Origin of the sequence: Pseudomonas syringae (genome assembly GCF_000737245.1) — a bacterium.
GTDB classification, from domain to species: domain Bacteria; phylum Pseudomonadota; class Gammaproteobacteria; order Pseudomonadales; family Pseudomonadaceae; genus Aquipseudomonas; species Aquipseudomonas syringae_J.
The window spans coordinates 202,188-226,200 of record NZ_JPQU01000056.1 but is presented as its reverse complement, the minus strand read 5'-3'; the positions used below and the strand labels follow the sequence as shown (position 1 = coordinate 226,200).

Sequence of the window (24,013 nt, the reverse complement as noted above, 5' to 3'; positions counted from 1 at the left end):
CGACGACGTGGGACCGGCTTTAGCCGGGAAGAGGCCAGTACATCCACCCGATATTTATTGTCTGAAATACCGCCTTCCCGGCTGAAGCCGGTCCCACGTCGTTGCGCCAATATTGAGATCACTCCCACAGGGTTTTGGATTCACTGGTCAGGTATCAGCTAAACCCATCCACCAACGACCCGCTCCTCGGCAAAAACCTTCCTTGCCGCTCACCCTGGGCTTTGCCATCGGCATAGCTCAACTGACCATTGACCCAAACCCCATCAATGCCCTCGGCAGCGCGTTTCGGGTCTTTGAAGTCCGCCACGTCGCGCACGGTATCGGGGTTGAACAGCACCAGATCCGCCCAATAGCCTTCACGAATCAGGCCGCGCTCGTGCAAACCAAAGCGCGCCGCTGACAGGCCAGTCATCTTGTGCACCGCGGTATGCAGCGGGAACAGACCCAGGTCGCGGCTGAAATGGCCGAGCACTCTGGGAAAAGCACCCCACAGGCGCGGATGGGGAAATGGGTCTTCCGGCAGGCCATCGGAGCCGATCATCGACAGCGGATGGCTCATGATCCGCTCCACGTCTTTCTCGTCCATGCCGTAATACACCGCGCCCGCCGGTTGTAGCTTGCGGGCGGTGTCCAGCAGCGACAGTTGCCAGTCGGCGGCGATGTCTTTCAAATCTCGACCACTTTGATCCGGGTACGGCGTCGACCAGGTGATGGTGATGCGAAACGCGTCGGTGACCTGTTTGAGATCCAGCGTTGATGAGCTGGCGGCGTAGGGATAGCAGTCGCAGCCCACCGGGTGATTTTCTGCGGCCTTTTCCAGCGACGCCAACAATTGCGGACTGCGCCCCCAGTTCCCGGCGCCAGCGCATTTCATGTGGGAGATCACCACCGGCGCTTTGGCGTGGCGGCCAATGTCGAAAGCTTCGTCCATGGCCTCCAGCACCGGCTCGAATTCGCTGCGCAGATGGGTGGTGTATACCGCGCCAAATGCCGTCAATTCCTCGGCCAGTTGCTTGACCTCAGTAGTCTTCGCAGAAAACGCCGAGGCGTAGGCCAGCCCGGTGGACAAGCCCAATGCGCCTGACTCCAGGCTGTCGCGCAGCTGAGCGCGCATGGCACTGATTTCGTCCGGGCTTGCGCTGCGCTGCAGATCATCCATGTGATTGCTGCGCAATGCTGTATGGCCAATCAACGCGGCGACGTTGACCGCTGGGCGCGCCTTGTCCACCGCATTGCGATAGTCGTTGAAGCGCGGATAAACAAAAGCCGTCGAGGTGCCCAGCAGGTTCATCGGATCCGGTGGATCGCCTGCCAGGGATACCGGCGAGGCACTGATCCCGCAGTTGCCGACGATCACTGTGGTTACGCCCTGGCTGATCTTGGGCAGCATCTGCGGCTTGCGGATCACCACTGTGTCGTCGTGGGTATGCACGTCGATGAAGCCCGGTGCCAGGACCCGGCCTGCAGCGTTGATTTCCTCAACTGCCGAGACGCCGTCCAGGTTGCCGATCCGCTGGATGCGACCCTCGCGAATCGCCACGTCGGCGCGAAACCCCGGCTGGTCGCTACCGTCAATCACCAGTGCGTCGCGAATGATCAGGTCATAAAGCATGGTTCAGTCCCCCAACGGCAGGCCGTCTTCACCGCCGCGATAGTCATCGAGGGCCAGCTTGATCCGCCGCAGCCGTTCCTGATTGTCCTCAGGTGCCAGCAGCGCCAGTTCAGTGGCGAGCACGTCGATGGTCAGCAGCATGCCGTAGCGCGCTGCCGTAGGTTTGTAGATGAAATTGGTCTCGGCGATCTGCAACGGCAGGACTACATCGGCCAACTGGCCCAGTGGTGAGTCGGGCAGGGTGATGGCGAGAATTTTTGTCCCGTAGCTGCGGGCCAGTTTTAGCGCCTCAATCAGCTCCGGCGTGCGGCCACTGAGGGAGCAGGCAATCAGGCTGTTTTCCGGGCCAAGGGTCGCTGCGATCAAGCGCATCATCACCGGATCCCGGCAAGCGGCGATGGGAAAGCCCAGACGCACCAGGCGGGTTTGTAATTCCTCGCTGCACAGACTGGAGCAGCCCCCCATGCCGAACGCGTGGATCATTCGCGTCCCGCTCAGCATCGCCACCGCAGCGGCGAAGCGCGATTCGTCGAAGCCTGCCAGGTGCTGACGTAAGGTCGATTCAATGTCGCTGACAATTTGCGAGAAAAACGCCGATTGCTCGGGTGTCTGCTCCGGATTGAGAAATCGGCTGCCCACGCCACTGGCCTGAGCCAGTTGCAGGCGCAGGTCGCGCAGATCCCGGCAGCCGATACTGCGGGCGAAGCGCGACAGGGTGGCGCTGCTGACCTCGGCCCGGCTGGCGAGCTCATCCAGACTGGCGCTGGCGGCAAACGCCACGTCACTGAGGATCAGTTTCGCGATACGCGCTTCACCGGCGCTGAATGAGTCCTGTCGAGCGCGTATCTGGTAAAGGATGTCCACTCAGAGAACCTGCGCCAGACCCAGCGTCAGCGCGAACGCCACCACGGAAATCAAGGTCTCCAGCACCGTCCAGGTCTTGAAGGTTTGTGCCACGGTCATATTGAAGTACTCCTTGATAAGCCAGAAACCACCGTCGTTGACGTGGGAAAAAATCACCGAGCCTGCGCCTGTGGCCAGCACCAGCAACTCGGGATGCGGATAGCCAAGGCCCAGAGCGACGGGCGCGACGATACCGGAAGCAGTGGTCATCGCTACGGTTGCCGAGCCGGTTGCGACACGCATCAGGGCGGCGAACAACCAACCCATGAGCAGTGGCGACAGGTGGAAATCCTGGGCCAGGCCGACGATTTCGTTGGTTACACCACTGTCGACCAGAATCTTGTTCAAACCGCCACCCGCACCGACCAGCAGCGTGATGCTGGCGGTCGGGGCGAGGCATTCGTTAGTGAATTTCAGAATCGAGTCGCGATTGAAGCCTTGAGCGATACCCAGTGTCCAGAAGCTTAGCAAGGTGGCCAGCAGCAGGGCGATTACCGAGTTGCCGATGAACAGCAGGAAGCTGTTGAAACCGCTGCCCGGTGTGCTGATCAGGTTGGCCCAGCCGCCCAGCAGCATCAGTACCACAGGCAGCAGAATGGTGGCCATGGTCAGGCCGAAACTCGGCAGTTTGGTCCGTGGCTCGCGATCAAGAAACTGCCTGGCCAGCGGGTTCTCATCCGGCAATTGAATGCGCGGCACGATGAATTTGGCGTAGATCGGCCCGGCAATGATCGCGGTCGGGATGCCGATCAGAATCGCGTAGAACAGGGTCTGGCCCACAGAGGCTTGATAAGCCTGAACCGCGAGCATCGCGGCCGGGTGGGGCGGCACCAGCGCGTGGACCACCGACAGACCGGCGACCATCGGCAAACCGACCATCAGAATCGACACCCCGACCCGGCGCGCCACCGTAAAGGCAATTGGCACCAGCAATACGAAGCCGACTTCGAAGAACAGTGGCAGCCCCACCAGAAAGGCGATGCAGACCATGGCCCAGTGGGCATTGCGTTCACCGAAGCGGTCGATCAGGGTGCGGGCCACCTGCTCGGCACCGCCGGATTCGGCCATCATCTTGCCAAGCATGGTACCCAGCGCGACCACCAGGGCAATGTGCCCCAGGGTTTTACCGACACCGGCTTCATAGGAGGCAACCACACCGCTGGCGGGCATGCCGGCGACCAGCGCCAGGCCGACGGAAACCAGGGTGATGACGATAAAAGGGTTGAGGCGGTAACGGGCAATCAACACGATCAAGGCGATGATCGCGACAGCGGCGTAAACCAACAGCGACAGACCAGGGGATGGCGTCATGGAGCATGATCCTTGCAGAGAGTGGAGTTTGAATGGCTCAGCACAGACGGATGGGTCGGTGAGGAGGGGTTCCAGAAAATCTCGGCAGAGGTGTTGCTAAAGACGGAGCAAGGCTGGGGGAACGGCGATCACAGGCAGTCATTATTTTTATCTCTGTTTTCGTGATGAAAATAATTTACACGAAAACAGAAATTAAAAACAACTTATGAAAATTAATTTCTAATGTGGGTAGGGATCACGATGTCCCCACAGGTAAAACTCAGGAGCCAACACTCACTCAGTAGGAGCGCGCTTGCCCGCGATGACGTCGGTACAGGCTAAAAATGGGCTGATTATGAAATCGCATCGCGGGCAAGCGCGCTCCTACGGGGATATCTTTGCTTCGCGAAAGCGCTTGGTCAGGGACACCGCGGCCCCCCTGATTACACGTCTTCCACCGGGACCTCATACCACCCCAGAAACAGATCCAACGCAGATTCGATGACTTGAGTCTGCTCCTCATCGCTGAGGATCGGCCTGTTGAAGGTGACCTGTGGCCAGAAGGCAAACCCCTTGAGCAAGCCATGCATCTGGGTGGCGGCGAAGGTCGGGTCGGCGGGTTTCAGTCTGCCGTCGGCCTGGGCCTCGCGGATCCATAACGCAAAGGTTTCTTCCTTTTCGTCCAGTCGCGCCAGCCAGACTTGAGCCCGTTCCGGAGAGTGGATGGTGGCACCCAGGGCAACCCGGGCCAGGTCCAGACAATTGGGGTCAGAAAGCGTTTTCATCTTTGCCTGGAGCATGCCGCGCAGTTGATCACGCAGTGTCATACCGGGCCGGTAGAGTGAATCCGGGAGTTCACCGATACGGCACCAGAGGCGCTGGAGGATCTCGGCAAACAGTTCTTCTTTGCTGGGGAAGTGGTTGTACACCGTGCGTTTCGAGACCTCAGCCCGTGCCGCAATGCGGTCCATGCTGGTCACTTCAAACCCGGTATCACGAAACTCGGCAATAGCTGCCAGCACGATAGCTTCGCGTTTTCGGTCAGTGAGTCGCAGGGTAGGCGCTTTCATAGGTCTCGCTTCAAACAGGTGTATAAAAAGAAAGTACACTCGGCAGTTTACTTGTCACCACAGATGATGCAAGCTTAAAACTACACCGTGTAGTGTAAAGATTAGTTACATTGTTGGAGCTGCCGAAGGCTGCGAAGCGATTTTCGGGTATATCGCCTCGCAGCCTTTGGCGGCTCCTACAGCCAGCTCCAACAGTTTTCATCCGCGCAGGAGTCAGCAGACCATGGCCAAAATCACCGCAAATTCCTCAGCTCAGTCTTTACCCACCCTGCAAAAGCACGAGGGCCGTTATCGCAACCCGGTGGCCATGAATCAGATGGGCTTTACCAAGACCCTGGGTATTTTCTGGGACATGCTGTTCAACAAACCCAAATCGACCCGCCCGGCAGGCGAGGTCCCGGTACAGCCGCTGTCCCGTCAGCAATTGCTCGCAGCGCCGGACTACACGGTCTATCGCTTGGGCCACTCCACTGTCTTGCTGAAAATGCGCGGTGTGTTCTGGTTGACTGACCCGGTGTTCGCCGAGCGCGCGTCGCCGGTGCAATGGGCGGGGCCACAGCGCTTTCATCAGCCGCCAATCACCCTTGAGGACCTGCCACCGATCAAAGCCGTGATCCTGTCCCACAACCATTACGATCATCTGGATCAAATGGCGATCAAGGCGCTTGAGGCCAAAACCGAGCATTTCCTCACGCCGCTGGGCGTGGGCGACACCTTGATGGAGTGGGGCGTACCCGCCGGGAAAGTCACCCAAATGGACTGGTGGCAATCCACTGAAGTGCACGGCATGCAGTTCGTGGCCACGCCCTCTCAGCATTTTTCTGGACGCTCGCTACTGGATGGCAACCGCAGTCTCTGGGCATCGTGGGTTATGCACGACGAAAGCCAGCGGATTTTCTTCAGCGGAGATACCGGCTATTTCGACGGCTTCAAAACCATCGGCGAGCAGTATGGGCCGTTTGACCTGACCCTGATGGAAACCGGCGCCTATAACGTCCAGTGGCCGGACGTGCACATGCAACCTGAAGAAACCCTGCAAGCCCACATCGATCTGCGCGGGAAGTGGCTGCTGCCGATCCACAACGGCACGTTTGATTTGTCGATGCACGCCTGGCACGAACCTTTCGACCGCATCATCGCGTTGGCCTGGGAGAAGAACATCACGATTACCACCCCACAGATGGGCCAACCCTTCTACGTGCAATACCCTGGGCGTGGCCATGCCTGGTGGTTGGGGGTGGAAGGAGTGCGGGAAGTGTCGGTGGAGAAGATGAACGGATTCAGGCCCGCGCGGCGTAGTGCTTGATGGGGGTTGTGGCCTGTGGGAGCGGTGCTTGCCCGCGATAAGGTTTAGGTGATTTACCTGCTGACTCGCGTTCAGCCTTATCGCGGGCAAGCACCGCTCCCACAGGCGATTGCATCAATCATCAAGCCTGCTTCGGATCCGGCGGCGTACCCGGTCTCGGCTGTTCGCCTTTCTCATTGAGTTGCTTGTTCTGCTCGCCCACCTTGCCGGCATTTTCCGGTTTGTGGTCGAGGTCTCCGCGTTTCGATTCCTGATCTTTTTCTGGCTGGCTCATCTCGGCGCTCTCTATGTTGTTGTCGGTAGAGATTGGGCAACGGGACGCGCACAAGATTCGATATCTTTATCGCCGCTCACACCCGATCCGTCATCGCCGCCAACGCCACCGATGTTGCCGCTGTTCGCGTCTCAACCCCAAGCTTGATATAGATGTGCTCCAAGTGCTTGTTCACGGTGCGGGGGCTGAGTTGCAGGATGTCGCCGATGTCTTTGTTGGTCTTGCCACAGGACACCCAGCGCAGCACTTCGATTTCCCGTTCGGTGAGCTGGAAGCGGCTGGACAGTTTGCCGTAGGCGGGTTTGTCGTCGAAGCCCAGGCTGGCCGATTGCGAGGCGCTGCGGGCTGATTGCAGGATGCGCGCGGTGCGCAGGTGGGAGGCGACCCTGGCCAGGACTTCGTTGCAGACGATGGGTTTGGTCACGTAGTCGATGGCCCCGGCTTCGAAGCCTTTGACCACATGCTCGCTGTCGGTCAGGGCGGTCATGAACAGCACCGGAATGTTGGCACTGTCCGGTTGCGCCTTGATCCGCCGGCACGTCTCGAAGCCATCCAGGCCGGGCATCATCGCGTCGAGCAGAATCAGGTCCGGGCGACGGCGTTGAATGCGGTTCAGGGCGCTGGTGCCGTCCAGCGCCACCAGCACCATATACCCGGCTTCGTCCAGGGCATCGGAGAGCAGCGCCAGATTGTCCGGGGTGTCGTCTACGATCAGAATCACGCCGTTTTCAGCGGGCGGGGTCAGTGCGTTCATTCAGGGCCTCCTTGAGGTGCAGGCTGAGTTCATCCAGACGAAAACCTTTGGCGAGTGTTCGCAGGTCGGCGACAAAGCTGGCGCTGGTGATGCTGTCTCGTTCGATGGCGTCGAGTTTGGCCTGGATCCCGCGCACATAGCCCAGCCCGCACAACTCATACAGATCCAGCAGGTCCTGGCGGGGCGGCAGCTGCCACGGTGATTTGGTGACCGGTTGCGCACGTGCCCGGCGCAGCCATTGCAGTTGCAGGTGATGCTGGATGCGTTCGAGCAGTTGCTGAATGTGCACCGGTTTGGCCAGGTAGTCGTTGCAGACCTGCGGCAGGCTGCGCTCCTTGTCATCGGTGAACGGGTTGGCGTTGGCGGAAATAATGATGATCGGCGCCAGGGACAGGGCGTTGCGGCGAATCAGTCGGCTGGTTTCCCAACCGTCCATGTCCGGCATTGACAGGTCCATGAGGATCAGGTCCGGATGCAGCAGCGACACTTGGCGAATCGCTTCCTGACCGTTGGCCGCCTGCGCCACTTCAAAACCCAAGGGGGTGAGCATGCCGCTGATGACTTTGCGATGTTCGATGTGGTCGTCCACCACCAGAATCAGCCGTCGCTCACCCTGATAACCGATCACGTCGTGGTCCACATGTATCACCGCCTTTGGCACTCGTACCTCGGACAGAAACAGCCTGACCTGAAAATGTGTGCCTTCGTTGGGCTGGCTGGTGACCGACAAGGCGCCGCCCATCAATGACGTCAGCATCCGGGTGATGGTCAGGCCCAGGCCGACGCCGTTGTCCTGGCGCACCAACCCGCCGCGCTCGAAGGGCTGGAAGATGCGCTCGATCTGCTCCGGGGCGATGCCGATGCCGGTGTCCATGATGTCGAAGATCGCCGTTTCCCGGCGATAGCTGACCCGCAGACAGACTTCGCCGCTGTCGGTGAAATTCACCGCGTTGCCCAACAGGTTGATGAGAATCTGCCGCACCCGCTTTTCGTCGCCGCGCACCACGGCGGGCATGCGGCCCACGATGTCGAGTCTGAAGGTCAGACCTTTTTCCCGGGCGGTGGGGGCGAACATCTGTTCCAGATCGTGAAGAAATTCCTGAAACAGAATTTCCGAGGTTTCCAGGCGTAGCTTGCCGGCCTCGATCTTGGCCACGTCCAGCAAGCCGTCGATCAGCGACAGCAAGTGCGAGCTGCTGCGCAGGATGGTTGCCAGCGGGTCTTGCTGATGGGGAGGGGTAGTGGGGTCGCGTTGCAGAATCTGGGTGAAGCCGAGAATGCTGTTCAGTGGTGTGCGCAGTTCATGGGACAAACCGGTGACGTAGCGGCTTTTCGCGGCATTGGCGGCTTCCGAGGCTTCCTTGGCGGCTTGCAGGGCCTGGTCAGTCTTGTCGTGGGCGTCGATCTCCTGCATCAGCAGTGAGGTCTGGCGATCCGACTCTTCCAGGGCGACGCGGCGGCTTTCTCGGGTCAGCACCACCCACCAGGCGAGGATTCCGGCGAATACGCACAGCGTGAAAAACGCCTTGAGAAAGGCCAAAAATAACGTGTGATGCACTGCCGGTGACTGGTCGATGAGGCTATGGGACACCTGCCCGTATATCACCGCCAGCGCCCCGGAAATGGTCAGCAGCAGCACCGTGAGCAAGCCCAGGTATTGCGCCAGTCGGGTGTGCAGATAATGCAGCGGCAGCTTCGGCCAGAGCTTGCTGACCAGATCTTCGAACTGCATGGACAGCCGCGCCCGGCTTTTGCATTGGTCTGCGCAGCGCGCGTCCAGCGAACAGCACAGCGAGCAGATCGGCGAGCTGTAAGCCGGGCAATACGCCATGTCCGGGGTTTCGAATTCATTGCTGCACAAACCGCAGCGCAGGCTGGTTTGCTGGCCTAAAGGGAATAATTGCAGCGGGTCGCTGGTGCGGGCGATGTAGTACTTGCCCTTGGTCAGCCAGGCGATCAGCGGTGCGGCGATCAAGGCGGTGGTCAGGGAGATCAGCGGCGGCGCTGCCTGAGCCAGTGCGCCGAACGCCCCGAAATGGGCGCTGATGGACAGCAGCGAGGCAATTGCCATGGCGCCAACGCCCACCGGGTTGATGTCGTAGAGGTGGGCGCGCTTGAATTCGATGTACTTGGGTGAAAACCCCAGCGGCTTGTTGATCACCAGATCCGCCACCAGCGTGCCGATCCAGGCAATCGCCACATTGGCGTACAGACCCAGCACCTGCTCAATGGCGTCGAACACCCCCAGTTCCATGAGGATCAGGGCGATAGCAACGTTGAACACCAGCCACACGACGCGGCCCGGATGGCTGTGGGTGACCCGGGCAAAAAAATTCGACCAGGCCAGCGACCCGGCGTAGGCGTTGGTCAGGTTGATCTTTATCTGCGAAATAATCACAAACAGCACCATGGCTGCCAGCGCCCATTCCGGGGAACTGAACACATAGCGGAAGGCCACCAGATACATCTGTGTCGGCTCTGCGGCCCGCTCAATGGGCACTTCGTGTTGCAGGGCGAGAAAGGCCAGAAACGCGCCGGCCATGATCTTCAGTGCACCTGGGATGATCCAGCCGGGCCCGGCCATGAGCAGCGCGGCCCACCAGCGTTTGCGGTTCTTGCGGGTTTTTTCCGGAAGAAAGCGCAGGTAGTCCACCTGTTCGCCGATCTGCGTCACCAGCGACAGCGCGACGCTGAACGCTGCACCAAAGAACAGCAGATTGAAGGTGCCACCTTCGCCTTCGCGCCCGGCAAAGGTCGTCAGGTCGCTGAGAGCTTCGGGGTTTTTCCAGATCACGAAGATGTACGGCACCAGCAGCAAGGTCAGCCACAAAGGCTGCGACCACATCTGTAAACGGCTGATCAGGGTGATGCCGTAGGCGACCAGCGGGATGATGATGATCGAACAGATCACATAGGCCATGGCCAGGGGGATATGGAAATACAGCTCGATGGCCAAGGCCATGATTGCCGCTTCCAGAGCAAAAAACAGAAAGGTGAAACTGGCATAGATCAGCGAGGTGATGGTTGAACCGATGTAGCCAAAACCTGCGCCACGGGTCAGCAGATCCATGTCCACGCCGTAGCGGGCCGCGTAGTAACTGATCGGCAGACCGGTGAGGAAGATCACCAGGGCTGTGGCGAGGATCGCCCACAAGGTGTTGGTAAAGCCGTAACTCATCACCAGCGCACCACCGATGGCCTCCAGCGCCAGAAACGAAACCGCGCCGACGGCGGTGTTGGCGATGCGAAATTCCGACCATTTGCGGAAGGATTTTGGCGTGAAACGTAAGGCGTAGTCCTCCATGGTCTCGTCAGCGACCAGGCTGTTGTAATCGCGGCGTACCTTGACGATGCGTTGGGAGCCGGAGGGTCGCACAGGCTGTGTTCCTGAAGGAATGATTGTGGTTATGGACGAGCTGACAGCAACTTCCGTGCCTGTGAATGCAATCCCCCTGGCACGGTGCTGATCCTGTGGGAGCAGTGGGCGGCATTCCGACTTGCCCGCGAATAAGTCGACGCGGTAATCCAGACAGATCGCGTTATCGTTCTTCGCGGGCAAGCCTCGCTCCAACGGTCGATCCTCGGACTTGTGGGACCGGCTTCAGCCGGGAAGAGGCCAGTACATCCATCCGATATTTATCGTCTGAAATGCCGCCTTCCCGGCTAAAGCCGGTCCCACGTCACATCCGCTTGCGAGCAAACATAGAATCTCCCACAGGTTCTGTGTTTGCAGCTCATTTGCGCGCAATCATCCACGTTTTTGCCCAAACCAGCCCTACGTCAAATGACGTAGCTCAGTACGTCATGGTGCGTATACCGGCTTTTGCCTGCCGACTTCATGCTTGCCGCAACTTCGAAGCGATGCCCCTTGGGAATTGCACGAACCCACAAGCACAGGAGCGGGACCAGATGGATTCACGACTGACAGGCGCCAAACGTTTTTTGCCGCGTCGATTGGCGTTGGGCGCGGCTGCGCTTTCGCTGATTGCGGCCGGGGTATTTGGCCAGGTGGCGCTGGCTGATGATGCCAACACCACCGGGCTTGCGGTAACCGCCACCGAAGTGACCGTTGGCCAGCTGCACTCGGCCACCGGCACCATGGCGATCTCCGAGACCGGTTCGATCCAGGCCGAGCGTCTGGCCATCGAACAGATCAACGCCTCGGGGGGCATCCTCGGTCGGCAGATCAAGGTAGTTCAGGAGGATGGCGCCTCGGACTGGCCGACTTTCGCTGAAAAAGCCAAAAAGCTGCTGGTGGGCGACAAGGTGGCCGCCGTGTTCGGTTGCTGGACCTCGGCTTCGCGCAAAGCGGTGCTCCCAGTCTTCGAAAAAGAAAACGGCCTGCTCTATTACCCGACCTTCTATGAAGGCCTGGAACAGTCGAAAAACGTGATCTACACCGGCCAGGAAGCCACCCAGCAGATCCTCGCGAGCCTGGACTGGATCGCCAAGACCAAAGGTGCCAAGACCTTCTACCTGATCGGTTCGGATTACATCTGGCCGCGCACCTCCATGAAGATCGCCCGCAAACACATTGAAAACGTTCTGCATGGCACCGTGGTCGGCGAAGACTACTACCCGCTGGGCAACACCCAGTTCGGTTCGCTGATCAACAAGGTCAAGCTGAAAAAACCTGACGTAGTGTTCGCCGCCGTGGTCGGTGGATCCAACGTGGCGTTCTACAAACAGTTGAAGGCGGCGGGTGTTGATTCCACCAAGCAGACTTTGTTGACCCTGTCGGTCACCGAAGACGAACTGCTGGGCATCGGCGGCGAAAATATGAAGGGCTTCTTCGCTTCGATGAAGTACTTCCAGAGCCTGGATAACCCCAACAACAAAGCGTTCGTCGACGCCTTCAAAGCCAAGTACGGCAAGGATTCGGTGATGGGCGACGTGACCCAGGCTGCCTACCTTGGCCCATGGCTATGGAAAGCGGCGGTGGAGAAGGCCGGTAGCTTCGACATCGACAAAGTGGTGGCCGCATCGCCTGGCATCGAACTGAAAACCGCGCCTGAAGGCTACGTCAAGATCCACGAAAACCACCACCTGTGGAGCAAGACCCGCATCGGTGAGGTGCAGGCTGACGGTCAGTTCAAAGTGGTCTATGAGTCGGAGCTGATTGAGCCGAATCCGTTTCCAAAGGGTTACCAATAACAGCTGACGAAACCCCGTAGGAGCGCGCTTGCCCGCGATAAGGTCGGAACGACCTTCCAGCGATGGTGCGTTCACTATTTTTGCGACTGCTTCGCAGCCGATCGCGGGCAAGCGCGCTCCTACAATTCACTACCCTCGGAGACCATCATCATGGAATGGCTATCGGAATTTGGTGCCATCGCGGCCATGCAGGGATTTAACGGACTTTCCGTGTTCTGCGTACTGCTGCTGATGGCCCTGGGGCTGGCGATCATTTTCGGCCAGATGGGCGTGATCAATATGGCCCACGGTGAGTTTCTCACCATCGGCGCTTACACCACCTACGTCATGTCCAGCCTGACCTTGCAGTACATGCCGTCCATGCAGCCCTACTACTTTTTCTTCGCCATCGCGCTGTCGTTCGTGGTGGCCGGTGCCATTGGCTGGGTCGTCGAATCGGTGATGATCAGCCGTTTGTACCATCGTCCGCTGGATACCTTGCTCGCGACATGGGGGTTGTCCCTGGTGATGCAGCAAGCCTTTCGTTCGATCTTCGGCGCCCGTGAAGTCAGCGCCACTCCTCCAGACTGGCTGATGGGCTCGGTGAGCCTCAGCGACGCGATTGAAATTCCGCGCAACGGCCTGTTCGTCATGGGCCTGACGATTCTGATGACGGCAACCATTTTCCTGATGCTGTACCGCACCCGCTGGGGCCTGCACGTCCGCGCCACGGTGCAGAACCGGATCATGAGTCGCGCGGTGGGCATCAACACCCGCAAGGTCGACCGCATGACCTTCGCCCTGGGGTGCGGCGTGGCCGGGGTCGCCGGTGCAGCCTTTACCACCATTGGTTCGACAGGCCCGACTGCTGGCTCGCTGTACATCGTCGACACCTTCCTGGTGGTGGTTTTCGGCGGAGCGCAAAGCCTGTTCGGCACCATTGCTTCGGCGTTCGCCATCGCTCAGACCCAATCAATCTCCGAGTTTTTCATGAGCGGTTCCATGGCCAAGGTGCTGACTCTGTCGGCGGTGATTCTGATCCTGCTGTTGCGCCCGCAAGGGTTGTTTTCCAGCAAAGTGCGTAAATAAGAGGCCATCCCATGAATGCTCTAAACAAGGTGCTCAGTGGGCGACAGGGTGTCATCGGTCTATTGATCCTGGCTGCCCTGATCCTGGTCGTGTTCCCACTGACCCTGGATGCCTTCCGCCTGAACATGGTCGGCAAATACCTGACCTACGCTTTCGTCGCTGTCGGTCTGGTGTTGTGCTGGGGTTACGGTGGGATTCTGAGCCTCGGCCAAGGGGTGTTTTTTGGCCTCGGCGGTTACTGCATGGCGATGTTTCTCAAGCTCGAAGCCTCAGACCCGGAAAGTACCAAGATCCAGTCTACTCCCGGCATTCCGGACTTCATGGACTGGAACCAGATCACCGAGCTGCCGTGGTTGTGGGTGCCATTTCACAGCTTCACCTTCACCGTGATTGCAGTGATTGCCGTGCCGGTAGTCCTCGCTCTGGTGATCGGCCTGGCGATGTTCAAACGCCGGGTCGGTGATGTGTATTTCTCCATCGTCACACAGGCCATCGCGCTGATTCTCACCGTATTGATCATCGGTCAGCAGGGCCTCACCGGCGGTGTCAACGGCATCACCGACTTGAAGACTTTGCTGGGTTGGGACATCCGCAGCGACGGCGCAAAACTGGCGTTGTATTTCATCAACGCAGCGTTGCTGTTCGCCTGCATTCTGATCGGCAAATTCATCCTCGCCTCCAAGCTCGGCCGGCTGTTGATGGCCATGCGCGACAAGGAAGAACGGGTGCGTTTCTCTGGTTATGACGTGGCCAGTTTCAAGATCTTCGTGTTCTGCGTAGCGGCCGCGTTCTCGGCGATTGGCGGGGCGATGTTCGCCTTGCAGGTGGGCTTCATGTCGCCGTCATTCGTGGGCATCGTGCCGTCCATTGAGATGGTGATCTTCGCCGCAGTAGGCGGGCGCATGTCGCTGCTGGGCGCGGTGTACGGCTCGCTATTGGTCAACTACGGCAAGACTTACTTCTCCGAGTCCTTCCCGGAATTGTGGCTGTACCTGATGGGCGGCCTGTTCATCGCGGTGGTCATGTACTTCCCCAACGGTCTGGCCGGTTTGTGGGAAAGCCATGGGCGCAAGTGGTTGGCCGGGGTGCGGGCTAAACCTGTGCCAGTGCTCGAAAAAACCCATATCACACCGGTTCAGGCCATGCCCAAAGCCAGCGTCACGCCACTGGAGACTCAACAATGACCAGCCCGACAGGTTTCCAGATGCACAAACCGGTGCTGGCCATTGAGGGGCTGACGGTGTCCTTCGACGGGTTCAAGGCGGTAGACGATCTGAATCTCTACATCGATCGCAACGAGGTTCGCGTGGTGATCGGCCCCAACGGCGCAGGCAAGACCACCGTGCTGGATCTGATCTGCGGCAAGACCCGCGCCACGGGCGGCAGCATCCAGTTCGAAGGTCGTGAACTGACCAAGATGCACGAGTACGACATTGTGCGTGCGGGAGTTGGCCGCAAGTTTCAGACCCCGTCGATTTACGACAACTTGAGCGTGTTCGAAAACCTGGAAATGTCCTTTCCTGCCGGACGTTCGGTGTTCGGTGCACTGTTCTTCAAGCGCAGCGAAGACGTGGTGAGCCGGGTCAGGGCGGTGGCGGCGGATATCTTCCTCGGCGATTTGCTGGAGCAGCAGGCGGGGCTGCTGTCCCACGGCCAGAAGCAGTGGCTGGAAATCGGCATGTTGCTCATGCAGGACCCGCAACTGTTGATGCTCGACGAACCGGTGGCAGGCATGAGCGTCAGTGAGCGCTCGCAAACCGCCGAGCTGCTCAATCGCATCAGCCAGGGCCGCTCGGTGCTGGTCATCGAACACGACATGGAATTCGTCAAAAGCATCGCCCACAAGGTCACGGTGCTGCACCAGGGCAAGGTGCTGGCCGAGGGCAGCATGGAGTCGGTGCAGGCCAACCCGAAAGTCATTGAAGTCTATCTGGGCCACTAATCAGGAGCGCGGCATGTTCAAGATCAATCAGCTGGCGTGCGGTTATGGCCAGAGCCAGATCCTTCACGGTCTGGACCTGAGCGTCGAAAAGCAGGAAATCGTCGCGGTCATGGGCCGCAACGGCATGGGCAAGACCACGTTGTTCAAAAGTCTGATGGGCATCCTGCCGCAATGGAGCGGGCAGGTTCAGGTCGAGGGTGTCGATGTGTCCGGTATGGAAACTCATTCCCGGGTCGAACACGGCATGGCCTACGTGCCGCAAGGGCGGATGATTTTCCCGGCCATGAGCGTGCTGGAAAACATTCAGACCGGCTTACCCGCATCGGCTCGCGGCATCGTCCCGGAAGATTTGTATGCGCTGTTTCCAGTGCTCTACGACATGCGTGGTCGGCGCGGCGGCAATCTGTCCGGCGGGCAGCAACAGCAACTGGCGATTGCCCGGGCGTTGGCCACCAATCCCAAGGTGCTGCTGCTGGATGAACCCACCGAAGGCATCCAGCCGTCGATCATCAAGGACATCGCCCGCACCCTCAAAGAGATCCGCACCTTGCGCAACCTGACCATTGTGGTCTCCGAGCAAGTGCTGTCGTTCACCCTGGAAATCGCTGACCGCTTCCTGGTGATCGAGAAGGGCCGTTTCGTGATTGAAGAGACCCGGGCCAATGTCGATGAAGCGACGATCAGTCGGTATTTGTCGGTGTAGCCGATCAAAGTTTTTTGTTGTTCGACCTGCCGTCATCGCGGGCAAGCGCGCTCCTACATGGGGTTGCCTGTAGGAGCGCGCTTGCCCGCGATAGGGGCGCCATCTATCCCAAAGGAGAAACGCCATGACCGAAACCCTGATCAAAGTTGACCTCAACCAGCCTGCCACCGAGAACGAGAACATCCACAACCGCTGGCACCCGGATATTCCGATGGCGGCGTGGGTCAAGCCGGGGGATGACTTTATCCTCGAAACCTACGACTGGACTGCCGGTGCGATCAAGAACAATGACGACGCCAGCGACGTGCGCGATGTGGACCTGTCCACCGTGCATTACCTGTCCGGGCCGATTGGCGTGCATGGCGCCGAGCCTGGGGATCTGCTGATCGTGGACCTGCTGGACATCGGTGCTCGCGCCGACTCGCAATGGGGCTTCAACGGTTTCTTTTCTCGCAACAACGGCGGTGGCTTCCTCACCGATCATTTCCCGTCGGCACAGAAAGCCATCTGGGACTTCAAAGGCATGATGACCAGCTCCCGGCACATTCCCGGTGTCGAGTTCGCCGGCCTGATTCACCCCGGCCTGATCGGCTGTCTGCCGGACCACAAGATGCTCGCCGAGTGGAACAAGCGCGAGCAGGAGTTGATCGATACCGACCCAGGCCGTGTACCGCCACTGGCTAACCCGCCTTTTGCGAAAACCGCGCACCTGGGCAAACTCAAAGGCCCGGCCCGGGATATGGCCGCCGCTACCGGCGCACGCACTGTGCCGCCCCGTGAGCATGGCGGCAATTGCGACATCAAGGACTTGTCTCGCGGTTCGAAGGTGTTCTTTCCGGTGTATGTGGATGGCGCGGGGCTGTCGGTGGGCGACTTGCACTTCAGCCAGGGCGACGGCGAAATCACCTTCTGCGGCGCTATCGAAATGGCCGGCTGGGTGCACATGCGCGTCGAGCTGATCAAGGGCGGCATGGAGAAATACGGCATCAAAAACCCGGTGTTCAAGCCAAGCCCCATCGTCCCCAACTACAACAAATACCTGATCTTCGAAGGTATCTCGGTGGACGAGTCAGGCAAGCAGCATTATCTGGACGTCAACATCGCCTACCGCCAGGCCTGCCTGAACGCCATCAACTACCTGACCAAGTTCGGTTACTCGCCGGCTCAGGGCTATGCGCTGCTGGGTTCGGCGCCAGTGCAAGGGCATATCAGCGGCATCGTCGATATTCCCAACGCCTGCGCGACGTTGTGGTTGCCGACCGAGATCTTTCAGTTCGATATCAACCCCAACGCCAACGGGCCTACCAAGTTCATCGATGGGCTGGTGGATTTGCCGATTGCTTACGATTTGTAGGTTGGCCCCGTTAAACCGTGGCATCGAAACCTGTGGGAGCAAGCTTGCTTGCGAAGGCGTTCTACAAGGCGCTGAAAAGTGTGTGGATGTACCGGCCTCTTCGCGAGCAAGCTCGCCCCACGTTATAAAAGCCCACTTGGAGCGTACCCATGCCCATGTACGAATTCGATTGCCCCAGCTGTGGGGACTTCACCGCGCTCAGGCCCATGGCCGAGAGCGGTCAACCATGCGCTTGCCCGCAATGCGGCGAGTCGAGCATGCGGGTAATTTTGTCGGCGCCGGGCTTGAGCACGGTGTCGGGCAATAAACGCCGCGCTATCGAGACCAACGAGCGGAGCGCCCATGCGCCCAAGACGGTTGCCGAGTACCAGGAAAGCAAACGCCACCCCAGTGGTTGCAGTTGCTGCGGGCCGAGTAAGCCGGTGGTGCCGACCAAGGCCAATCCTCATGCGCTTAAAGGCAAGGCGGCGGGTAGGCCTTGGATGATTAGTCATTGAGGTGCTGTTGAAGCCAATACCTGTGGGAGCGAGCTTGCTCGCGAAGAGGTCAGTACATCCGACAATGTATCTGAGCCTGAGACACCGTCTTCGCAAGCAAGCTTGCTCCCACAGAGTCTGCAGATATCAGGAAAAAATTCAGACTTTCCAAGGTTTTAGCCACAGCGCAAGGCCTGCCAACAACACCGCGCCATAAGCACAGCTCAACCCCAGCTGCAGCCAGATATTGCCAATCGGATGAAGCACCAGCGCGGCCATTAACATCACGGTTGCACCCAGTGCCCATTGGCTGCGCCACGGGACAAACTTCAGCAAGCCTTGGCGACGCATCAGCAGCAAGCCGGTGACAATAGCGCCCACCAATGCCGCGATGGCAATGCCGATCAGCCCGAGAAAAAACGGCAGCACGCCCAGCAGAATTGCGTTGCACAAACTGCCGGTGAGTTCGCAATTGAGTGGCATGCGCGTGTCGCCAGCGGCATAGGCATAACGCGCCAGCAGGGCGTTCCAGGCACCGAACATCAAGGGCACGGCAAACCAGGCCAGCAGCTCCGGCAGCGGTCCGTCATGGGCCAGACTGGGCAGTAACAGCACTACCAGCGTACTGGACGCGCCGATCAAGCCAGCGATGGCGGGCAGGGTCAGCAGGGTGGCGCTACTCAAGCCTTTGCGCAGCAGCCCCAGACGCTGATCGACAGCGCTGCCGCTCATCAAACCCAGCAGAACCTGATTCAGACTCATCAACGCAATCAGCGGCAAGTTGATCAGCTTGCGCGCCAGGTTGATCCAGGTCACCGCGCCTTCGCCGAGCAACGACGCAACCATACGTTCCAGCAGCGCCAGGCCCTGGCTGGCCAGGTTACTGCTCAGCAACGGGCCAATTCGTTGCAGCAATTCGCGGCCCGCACCGGGCTCGGTTTGCCATTGCCACGGTTTCCAGCCTAACCGCAGCAGGCTGGGCAACAGCGCGGCCGGCATCAATACACTGCCCAATACGCACGCTAGCGCCAGCCCCTCCGGTGTCGCCCCATGACTGGCGATGGCCAGATAAAGCACCGGCGGCAGATTGAATAGCAGCGAGCCGAGACCGGCCATGACAAATCGCGAATGAGCCAGCAACGGCACACACAACAGGCCATGCAGAAGAAAGCCCGGTGCGCACCACGCCAGCCAATGCAGACTGCTGCCGGCCAATGCGTAGCCGTCGCTATCCAGACCTGGCCCGACCCCGCGCACCCACAGCGGCGCACCGACGCTCAACAACAGCGCCAGCGCCAGCCCGCATATCAGCAGGCGAGGGGCCAGCGCCGTCAGCCAGCGTTGCTGCGCTCGCAGGTCCCGTTGCTGATACAACGGCAACGCAGCGGCGCTCAACAACCCGGCAGCCAGCGCCATGCGTAAGGCCTCGGGCAGAAACATCGAGACCAGGAACGCATCGCTTTGCGCGCCTGCTCCCCAGGCCGCCACCAGCAACCATTCCCGGGCAAAGCCTGCCGCCAGGCCGGTGAGAGTCGCCAGGGTCAGCCATAACGTGGAACCGAGCATCCGCTGTTCTCAATGAAACAAAGTGAACAGGCCTTTGCCGCCCACTTTGTAATTCAGGCCACGGGCGCGCTCGCCTTTGATCTCGGCATTCGGGCCGCTGACGATGGCATAGGGCGGGATGGGTTTGGACACCACAGAGCCACCGCCAACGACAGCGCCTTCGCCGATTTCGGCACCGAACGAGAGCAGGGCGCGGGTACAGATCCAGGCGTAGTCGTGGATCACCACCGGCCCGCCGACAGCCCAGAATTCCGACGCGTGTACATCGTGGCCGCCCGCAATAATCAGCACGTGGGACGCGATGGTCACGTGGTCTCCGATGCTCAGGCCGCCGCGTGCATCCAGCTGGCAGTGCCAACCGACGGTGGAGTCCTCACCGATGCGCAGGCTGTCGACGCCAAGGATTTCGGTATTGCGCCACACGCTGGAACCTTTGCCGATCTTCGCCCCACCCATGCGTAACCAGGCCAGACGTACGGTATGGCTGGGGATTTTGCAGATCAGAATGTTGTAAGCCTGCTCCCAGGTGCGCAGCATGCGGTCGCGCAAGGTTGGCCAGTTGATCCCGTAAAGAGGGATCAACGCTCCTTGCATTTCCGACGCCAGTAGGCGGTAGAAGCGCCGCGCCAACGGGTGCGTGATGCGCGGCTCGATATTCAGGTAACTGATGAACGACAGAGTGCGATTCTTGATGCGGGTTTCGAAGCACACTTCGTTTTCCAGCATCCACTGGTAGGCGGCTTCCAGTTCTTCGAGCTCCACACCCATTTTCCGTGCGTACTCCGGCAAGGCCAGGCGCAGGTCATGGGAATGCATCAAACGGTGTTTCATGGCTGGGGTCCTTGCTCTGGTAAGGCTTTATGAAGGACTGCCTCGGCCTTCAAGCGTATGGCCTCATGAAGATTGATGCCAAGCATCAGCCAGAACAGCGCGATCAACACGCTGGTGAAGCTGAAGTAGTGGTCGAACAGGCCGCTGGTCAGGGCAGCCAGCACGCCAGTGGTGGTGCCAAGCCAGACGGCATTGTCGTGGTTCAGACCAATGAAGCCCTGCTCGGGTCGGGTTTCTCGCCACCAACTGCCGATCACCGCGATGAACAGCAGCATGCCGGGCAGACCCAGTTTGTAGACAAAGTTCAGCCACAGGTTGGAGATCCCGAACAGCGTTGCGCCGGGCACGGGCGGGTCGATCTTGAAGCCGATGCCCATTGGGAACATCGCTACCGCGTCAGGGAAATGGCTGTACTCCAGAAAGCGGATTGCGGTGCTGGTGTCGTCATTGGTGAACAGCGTAAACAGGCGCTCCTGAAGCGGCGGATAAAACATCAGCAGTAATGAACCGGCAATCAGCCCGCCCATGAGTACGCGGCCAATGAATGGCACCCGCTTGCGCGCCATCCACATCATCACCAGCACCAGACTGACCAATGCGCCCCTGGAGCCGGTCAGCAGCAGGCCAAGGCTACCCAATATCGCCACCGCGAAGCCCAGGCGTTTCACCCAGCCAGTGCGGGTCATGCCGATGCAGAACGCCAATGGCACCACCAGCGCCATGGCACCGCCCGCCACGTTGGGATGCATCCACGGCGAACCCATGCGGTCGGCGAGGGAGGTCAGGCTTTCAGCCAGCACGTCGACGCCGCCATAGCCCAAACTGGTGAGCACCGGAATCATGGCCTGAGCGTTGCGCTGGACCAGAAACAACGGAATCGACAGCAACAGCAGCAACAGGGTACCCAGCAGCACCGCGAGGATCATCTGCTCCCGGGCCTTCTGGGTGTTGAGCATGCGTGGCACCAGAAACAGGATCGACAGGTTGAACAGCCAGCGTATCCAGTTGATCGGGCCATTGCCCAGGGCGGTGATGGTCAACTGGCCGACGACGAAAGGCAGTGCGCTGTAGAGCATGAGTGCAATCAACCAGCGTTCAGTGCGCAGCAAGGGTGGTAAAGGCGCCAGGTTGGAGAACATTCGATGGGCCAGATACGCTGCCCAGACCAGCATCAGCAGGGCTTCGGAGACCGTGGTGCGAAAGCCGATATTGACGGTGGAGTAGGGGAGAAAGGCGGCCAGCACTCCGAATAGCAACAGGCCGCGCATCGGTTTACGAATCACCGTCGCGATGGCCACTACGCCTATCATGGCTGCGATCACCTTCAAGGGCGGCAGCAGCAGAATCAGCACTCCGAACAATAGAGCGAACAGCAAGCCAACCGGCGCTGCCAATGGCATCAGTTCAACTCCTCGATCAACTCATCGAAGCGTTGCTGAAATGCACTAGGGCCAAAGCCCGCGGCCCATTGCTTGAGTGTTTCTGGATCTTGCGGTTCGGCACTGGCCAGCTCACCCATCAGCGTGATGAGTGCCTGGCTGTCGGTGGGTGAAAAGCGTGGGCTTCCAGGAGGAGTGATTTCATCCAGCGAAGAGCCGGTGGCGATGGCGACCGGGGTGCCGACGCTCATGGCTTCCACCACCGGCAAGCCGAAGCCTTCCGCGTAAGACGGGTGCCAGAAACGGTTGGCACCGCGATACAGGGCGTGGAGTTCGGCGTCACTGATATCACTCAGGAAATGCAGGCCCGCCAAGCCTTGTTGCGCGGCCGGCAAATGCTCTGGCGCGCCGATCAGGATCAGGTCCGGGATGTTTGCAAATTGCCGGCGGGCGTTCTGCCAGGCATCCACGAACCACGGCATGTTCTTGCGCGGCTCCCGGGTACCGACGCACAACCAGTAACGCTGCGGCAGGTTCCAGCCTTGCAGATCGGCCGGGGCATCGCTCCAGCCGCTGACCAATGCCGGCAGCACCCGCAGTTTGTCGCGGCTCTCAGGGAACAGCCGTGCGCACTCATCAGCGGTGAATTGTGAAGGGGTCCAGATCCGGTCCGCCACGCGCACCGAATGGCCGATGGACAGGCGATCCGTGACGCCGTAGATCGCGGCCTTGAGTCTTGAGCCGTGGCTGTTTTTCAGGGTCAACTGAAACAGATCCTGCAATTGCAGGATATAGCGCAGTCCCGCCGGTTTGCGGCCCAGGGGCAAGCCCATGTTCATGTTGCAGATGTACACCTGCACCTCGGCATCGCGCAGCGCTTTGGGCAGAAACAGGCCCTCGAAACGCAGGCGCTCCGGCAGCCGATGCAGACCATGCAAGGGCGTCGACCATGATGGGCAGTAAGCCAGACGCCGGATGGGGTGATCTTGCGGGGCGACGGTAAACAATTGAACCCGTGTGCTGGGGTTGGCGCGCAATGCATATTCGAGAGCCAGGTTCTGCCGACCAATGCCGCTGTTGGGGTAACCGGTGGCCGGACGGTAATCGAGTCCTGTCATCATGGGCGCGCTTGCTCCTTGGCGGGCGTGAGCTGGGTATAGATACGCTCCAGTTGAGCGGCGGAAGCGGACCAGTCGTGTCGCGCCTGAACATACGCGCGACCGGCCTCGCCAATCTGTGCCAGTCGCGCGGGCTGATCGATGACCTCGACAATGATCCGCGCCAGTTGGGTCGCATCGTCGCTGCCCAGGTAATGCTCGCCGTTGACCACCGCCAGACCGGAAACGCCCTGTGCCGTCGTCACTACCGGCAGCCCGGCGGCCATGGCCTCCAGCACTTTCAGCTTGGAGCCGCCGCCCTGGCGCAACGGCGCGAAAAACACCGCAGTGTTGCTTTGCAGGGCGCGCAGGTCCGGTACAAATCCCTGGAATTCGATGCGCGGGTCGGGCCAGCGTTCACGCCACGCTTCGGGCAGGGCATAGCCACAAATGGCGAAGCGCAGGGTCGGCACCTGTTGCCAGACTTTCGGCAGAATCTCGTCCAGTGCCCATTCGACGGCATCGACATTAGGGCCGTACTCGTAGTTGCCAATGAACAGCAGACGGCGGCAGTAATGGTCAGGTTTGACCTGTGCGTAATAGGTGCAATCGACGCTATTGACCACTACCGCCGTGGCCTTGCCACTCAAACGGCTGATTTCCCTGGCGTCGTCTTCGGTGACCGCGATCAACTGACTGGCCTGATCAAACACCTGTTTCTCCCAGCGCCGGTAACGCCAGCGATCAAAACGGGCGAACAGGCTGGCCCAGCGTGGCAGGCGATCATAGCTGGCAGCGCCCAGCGCTGATTCAACGTTGTGCTCAGTGAGCACAAACGGTTTGCCGGACTTGTGCAACGGGATCTCCAGCGGTTCAAAGGCGTAAGTGTGCTGGATCTGGATGATGTCCCAGGGTTCTTCCAGCAAACCCTCGAAGACCTCGCTCAGACGTGGGGCGTAGCCGTTGATGCAAGCCAGCATCGGCACCGGGGCGACGGCGACGGCCAATAACGTTCGGGCACTTTTCAGGGGCCGACGGGGCAGCACGATCAGCCGTTCGAGCCAGGGTTCCAGGGCCTCCCGCGCGGCTTGATCCAGTTCGGTTTTAGACTGCACGAGCAAGGTGATCTGGTGACCACGGGCCGCAAGATTGCGCAGCAGGTGATATTCCCGGGTCTTGCCGCCGCTGGTGGTGGGCCAGGGAAGGTAAGGCAGTGTCCAGAGAATTCGCATGC

The 24,013-nt window shown here is 59.8% G+C and carries 20 protein-coding genes; 8 read left to right on the top strand and 12 right to left on the bottom strand.

What is annotated here, in order from left to right; translation table 11 throughout:
- Nucleotides 1-154: 154 nt before the first annotated feature.
- The 4 genes from IV01_RS06010 to IV01_RS06025 form a co-directional block, all read right to left on the bottom strand.
- Entirely contained in the window at nucleotides 155-1,612 is a 1,458-nt protein-coding gene (locus tag IV01_RS06010) for an N-acyl-D-amino-acid deacylase family protein (RefSeq protein WP_032630457.1), read from the bottom strand.
- Nucleotides 1,613-1,615: 3 nt separating this feature from the next.
- Nucleotides 1,616-2,476 carry a MurR/RpiR family transcriptional regulator gene (locus IV01_RS06015; RefSeq protein ID WP_032630456.1) on the bottom strand — a complete coding sequence of 287 codons (861 nt, stop codon included), beginning with the start codon at nucleotides 2,474-2,476 and terminating at the stop codon, nucleotides 1,616-1,618.
- On the bottom strand, nucleotides 2,477-3,826 hold the full coding sequence (locus tag IV01_RS06020; RefSeq protein WP_032630455.1) for a GntP family permease: 1,350 nt from the start codon (nucleotides 3,824-3,826) through the stop codon (nucleotides 2,477-2,479).
- A 422-nt stretch (nucleotides 3,827-4,248) separates the two neighbouring features.
- Nucleotides 4,249-4,875 carry a TetR/AcrR family transcriptional regulator gene (locus IV01_RS06025; protein ID WP_032630453.1) on the bottom strand — a complete coding sequence of 209 codons (627 nt, stop codon included), beginning with the start codon at nucleotides 4,873-4,875 and terminating at the stop codon, nucleotides 4,249-4,251.
- A 223-nt stretch (nucleotides 4,876-5,098) separates the two neighbouring features.
- On the opposite strand from IV01_RS06025, the gene IV01_RS06030 reads away from it, so the two are divergent.
- On the top strand, nucleotides 5,099-6,181 hold the full coding sequence (locus tag IV01_RS06030) for an MBL fold metallo-hydrolase (protein WP_032630452.1): 1,083 nt from the start codon (nucleotides 5,099-5,101) through the stop codon (nucleotides 6,179-6,181).
- Between the two features lie 121 nt (nucleotides 6,182-6,302).
- Here IV01_RS06030 and IV01_RS0125395 read toward each other — a convergent pair whose 3' ends face one another.
- The 3 genes from IV01_RS0125395 to IV01_RS06040 all read right to left on the bottom strand — a co-directional run bounded on the left by IV01_RS0125395 (nucleotide 6,303) and on the right by IV01_RS06040 (nucleotide 10,585).
- On the bottom strand, nucleotides 6,303-6,455 hold the full coding sequence (locus tag IV01_RS0125395; RefSeq protein WP_032630451.1) for a hypothetical protein: 153 nt from the start codon (nucleotides 6,453-6,455) through the stop codon (nucleotides 6,303-6,305).
- 76 nt (nucleotides 6,456-6,531) lie between these two features.
- Nucleotides 6,532-7,209: a response regulator gene (locus tag IV01_RS06035; protein WP_032630449.1), complete on the bottom strand. Its 678-nt coding sequence runs from the start codon at nucleotides 7,207-7,209 to the stop codon at nucleotides 6,532-6,534.
- Nucleotides 7,184-10,585, bottom strand: coding sequence for an ATP-binding protein (locus IV01_RS06040; protein ID WP_032630448.1), 3,402 nt, complete (start codon nucleotides 10,583-10,585; stop codon nucleotides 7,184-7,186). Before IV01_RS06040 ends, IV01_RS06035 begins: the two co-directional genes overlap by 26 nt.
- A 533-nt stretch (nucleotides 10,586-11,118) precedes the next feature.
- Between IV01_RS06040 and urtA the strand changes: the two genes are divergently transcribed.
- From urtA to IV01_RS06075, 7 genes are all read left to right on the top strand, one after another.
- Complete coding sequence (urtA, locus tag IV01_RS06045; protein WP_032630447.1) at nucleotides 11,119-12,363, top strand: urea ABC transporter substrate-binding protein; 1,245 nt, start codon at nucleotides 11,119-11,121, stop codon at nucleotides 12,361-12,363.
- A 150-nt stretch (nucleotides 12,364-12,513) separates the two neighbouring features.
- On the top strand, nucleotides 12,514-13,431 hold the full coding sequence (urtB, locus tag IV01_RS06050) for an urea ABC transporter permease subunit UrtB (RefSeq protein WP_032630446.1): 918 nt from the start codon (nucleotides 12,514-12,516) through the stop codon (nucleotides 13,429-13,431).
- Nucleotides 13,432-13,442: 11 nt separating this feature from the next.
- Entirely contained in the window at nucleotides 13,443-14,615 is a 1,173-nt protein-coding gene (gene urtC / locus IV01_RS06055; protein ID WP_032630445.1) for an urea ABC transporter permease subunit UrtC, read from the top strand.
- Nucleotides 14,612-15,373 (top strand): urea ABC transporter ATP-binding protein UrtD, encoded by a 762-nt coding sequence (urtD, locus tag IV01_RS06060; RefSeq protein ID WP_032630444.1) that lies wholly within the window; start codon nucleotides 14,612-14,614, stop codon nucleotides 15,371-15,373. The genes urtC and urtD overlap by 4 nt, the downstream gene beginning before the upstream one ends.
- A gap of 13 nt (nucleotides 15,374-15,386) precedes the next feature.
- The gene (urtE, locus tag IV01_RS06065) at nucleotides 15,387-16,076 is read left to right on the top strand and encodes an urea ABC transporter ATP-binding subunit UrtE (RefSeq protein ID WP_032630443.1); all 690 of its coding nucleotides are present in this window, start codon (nucleotides 15,387-15,389) and stop codon (nucleotides 16,074-16,076) included.
- Nucleotides 16,077-16,200: 124 nt separating this feature from the next.
- Nucleotides 16,201-17,430, top strand: a complete 1,230-nt coding sequence (gene fmdA / locus IV01_RS06070) for a formamidase (protein ID WP_032630441.1) — start codon at nucleotides 16,201-16,203, stop codon at nucleotides 17,428-17,430.
- A gap of 149 nt (nucleotides 17,431-17,579) precedes the next feature.
- Nucleotides 17,580-17,927 (top strand): FmdB family zinc ribbon protein, encoded by a 348-nt coding sequence (locus IV01_RS06075; protein ID WP_032630440.1) that lies wholly within the window; start codon nucleotides 17,580-17,582, stop codon nucleotides 17,925-17,927.
- Between the two features lie 138 nt (nucleotides 17,928-18,065).
- On the opposite strand, the gene IV01_RS06080 is transcribed toward IV01_RS06075, so the two are convergent.
- From IV01_RS06080 to IV01_RS06100, 5 genes are read right to left on the bottom strand one after another with little or no spacing between them, the layout of a single operon-like run.
- On the bottom strand, nucleotides 18,066-19,472 hold the full coding sequence (locus tag IV01_RS06080; RefSeq protein WP_032630439.1) for a lipid II flippase MurJ: 1,407 nt from the start codon (nucleotides 19,470-19,472) through the stop codon (nucleotides 18,066-18,068).
- 9 nt (nucleotides 19,473-19,481) lie between these two features.
- Nucleotides 19,482-20,303, bottom strand: coding sequence for an acyltransferase (locus IV01_RS06085; RefSeq protein ID WP_032630438.1), 822 nt, complete (start codon nucleotides 20,301-20,303; stop codon nucleotides 19,482-19,484).
- Nucleotides 20,300-21,703 carry an O-antigen ligase family protein gene (locus IV01_RS06090; RefSeq protein WP_032630437.1) on the bottom strand — a complete coding sequence of 468 codons (1,404 nt, stop codon included), beginning with the start codon at nucleotides 21,701-21,703 and terminating at the stop codon, nucleotides 20,300-20,302. The genes IV01_RS06085 and IV01_RS06090 overlap by 4 nt, the downstream gene beginning before the upstream one ends.
- On the bottom strand, nucleotides 21,703-22,803 hold the full coding sequence (locus IV01_RS06095; RefSeq protein WP_032630436.1) for a glycosyltransferase family 4 protein: 1,101 nt from the start codon (nucleotides 22,801-22,803) through the stop codon (nucleotides 21,703-21,705). The genes IV01_RS06090 and IV01_RS06095 overlap by 1 nt, the downstream gene beginning before the upstream one ends.
- On the bottom strand, nucleotides 22,800-24,011 hold the full coding sequence (locus IV01_RS06100) for a glycosyltransferase family 4 protein (RefSeq protein ID WP_032630435.1): 1,212 nt from the start codon (nucleotides 24,009-24,011) through the stop codon (nucleotides 22,800-22,802). Before IV01_RS06100 ends, IV01_RS06095 begins: the two co-directional genes overlap by 4 nt.
- Nucleotides 24,012-24,013: the final 2 nt, after the last annotated feature.

What these genes read in the sequence shown, in the direction of transcription:
- IV01_RS06085 (WP_032630438.1), bottom strand. Translation starts at nt 20,303, where the DNA reads ATGAAACACCGTTTGATGCATTCCCATGACCTGCGCCTGGCCTTGCCG.
- IV01_RS06100 (WP_032630435.1), bottom strand. Translation starts at nt 24,011, where the DNA reads ATGCGAATTCTCTGGACACTGCCTTACCTTCCCTGGCCCACCACCAGC.
- urtD (WP_032630444.1), top strand. Translation starts at nt 14,612, where the DNA reads ATGACCAGCCCGACAGGTTTCCAGATGCACAAACCGGTGCTGGCCATT.
- urtA (WP_032630447.1), top strand. Translation starts at nt 11,119, where the DNA reads ATGGATTCACGACTGACAGGCGCCAAACGTTTTTTGCCGCGTCGATTG.
- urtB (WP_032630446.1), top strand. Translation starts at nt 12,514, where the DNA reads ATGGAATGGCTATCGGAATTTGGTGCCATCGCGGCCATGCAGGGATTT.
- urtE (WP_032630443.1), top strand. Translation starts at nt 15,387, where the DNA reads ATGTTCAAGATCAATCAGCTGGCGTGCGGTTATGGCCAGAGCCAGATC.
- IV01_RS06020 (WP_032630455.1), bottom strand. Translation starts at nt 3,826, where the DNA reads ATGACGCCATCCCCTGGTCTGTCGCTGTTGGTTTACGCCGCTGTCGCG.
- urtC (WP_032630445.1), top strand. Translation starts at nt 13,443, where the DNA reads ATGAATGCTCTAAACAAGGTGCTCAGTGGGCGACAGGGTGTCATCGGT.
- fmdA (WP_032630441.1), top strand. Translation starts at nt 16,201, where the DNA reads ATGACCGAAACCCTGATCAAAGTTGACCTCAACCAGCCTGCCACCGAG.
- IV01_RS06075 (WP_032630440.1), top strand. Translation starts at nt 17,580, where the DNA reads ATGCCCATGTACGAATTCGATTGCCCCAGCTGTGGGGACTTCACCGCG.
- IV01_RS06035 (WP_032630449.1), bottom strand. Translation starts at nt 7,209, where the DNA reads ATGAACGCACTGACCCCGCCCGCTGAAAACGGCGTGATTCTGATCGTA.
- IV01_RS06095 (WP_032630436.1), bottom strand. Translation starts at nt 22,803, where the DNA reads ATGATGACAGGACTCGATTACCGTCCGGCCACCGGTTACCCCAACAGC.
- IV01_RS06025 (WP_032630453.1), bottom strand. Translation starts at nt 4,875, where the DNA reads ATGAAAGCGCCTACCCTGCGACTCACTGACCGAAAACGCGAAGCTATC.
- IV01_RS06030 (WP_032630452.1), top strand. Translation starts at nt 5,099, where the DNA reads ATGGCCAAAATCACCGCAAATTCCTCAGCTCAGTCTTTACCCACCCTG.
- IV01_RS06090 (WP_032630437.1), bottom strand. Translation starts at nt 21,703, where the DNA reads ATGCCATTGGCAGCGCCGGTTGGCTTGCTGTTCGCTCTATTGTTCGGA.
- IV01_RS0125395 (WP_032630451.1), bottom strand. Translation starts at nt 6,455, where the DNA reads ATGAGCCAGCCAGAAAAAGATCAGGAATCGAAACGCGGAGACCTCGAC.
- IV01_RS06080 (WP_032630439.1), bottom strand. Translation starts at nt 19,472, where the DNA reads ATGCTCGGTTCCACGTTATGGCTGACCCTGGCGACTCTCACCGGCCTG.
- IV01_RS06010 (WP_032630457.1), bottom strand. Translation starts at nt 1,612, where the DNA reads ATGCTTTATGACCTGATCATTCGCGACGCACTGGTGATTGACGGTAGC.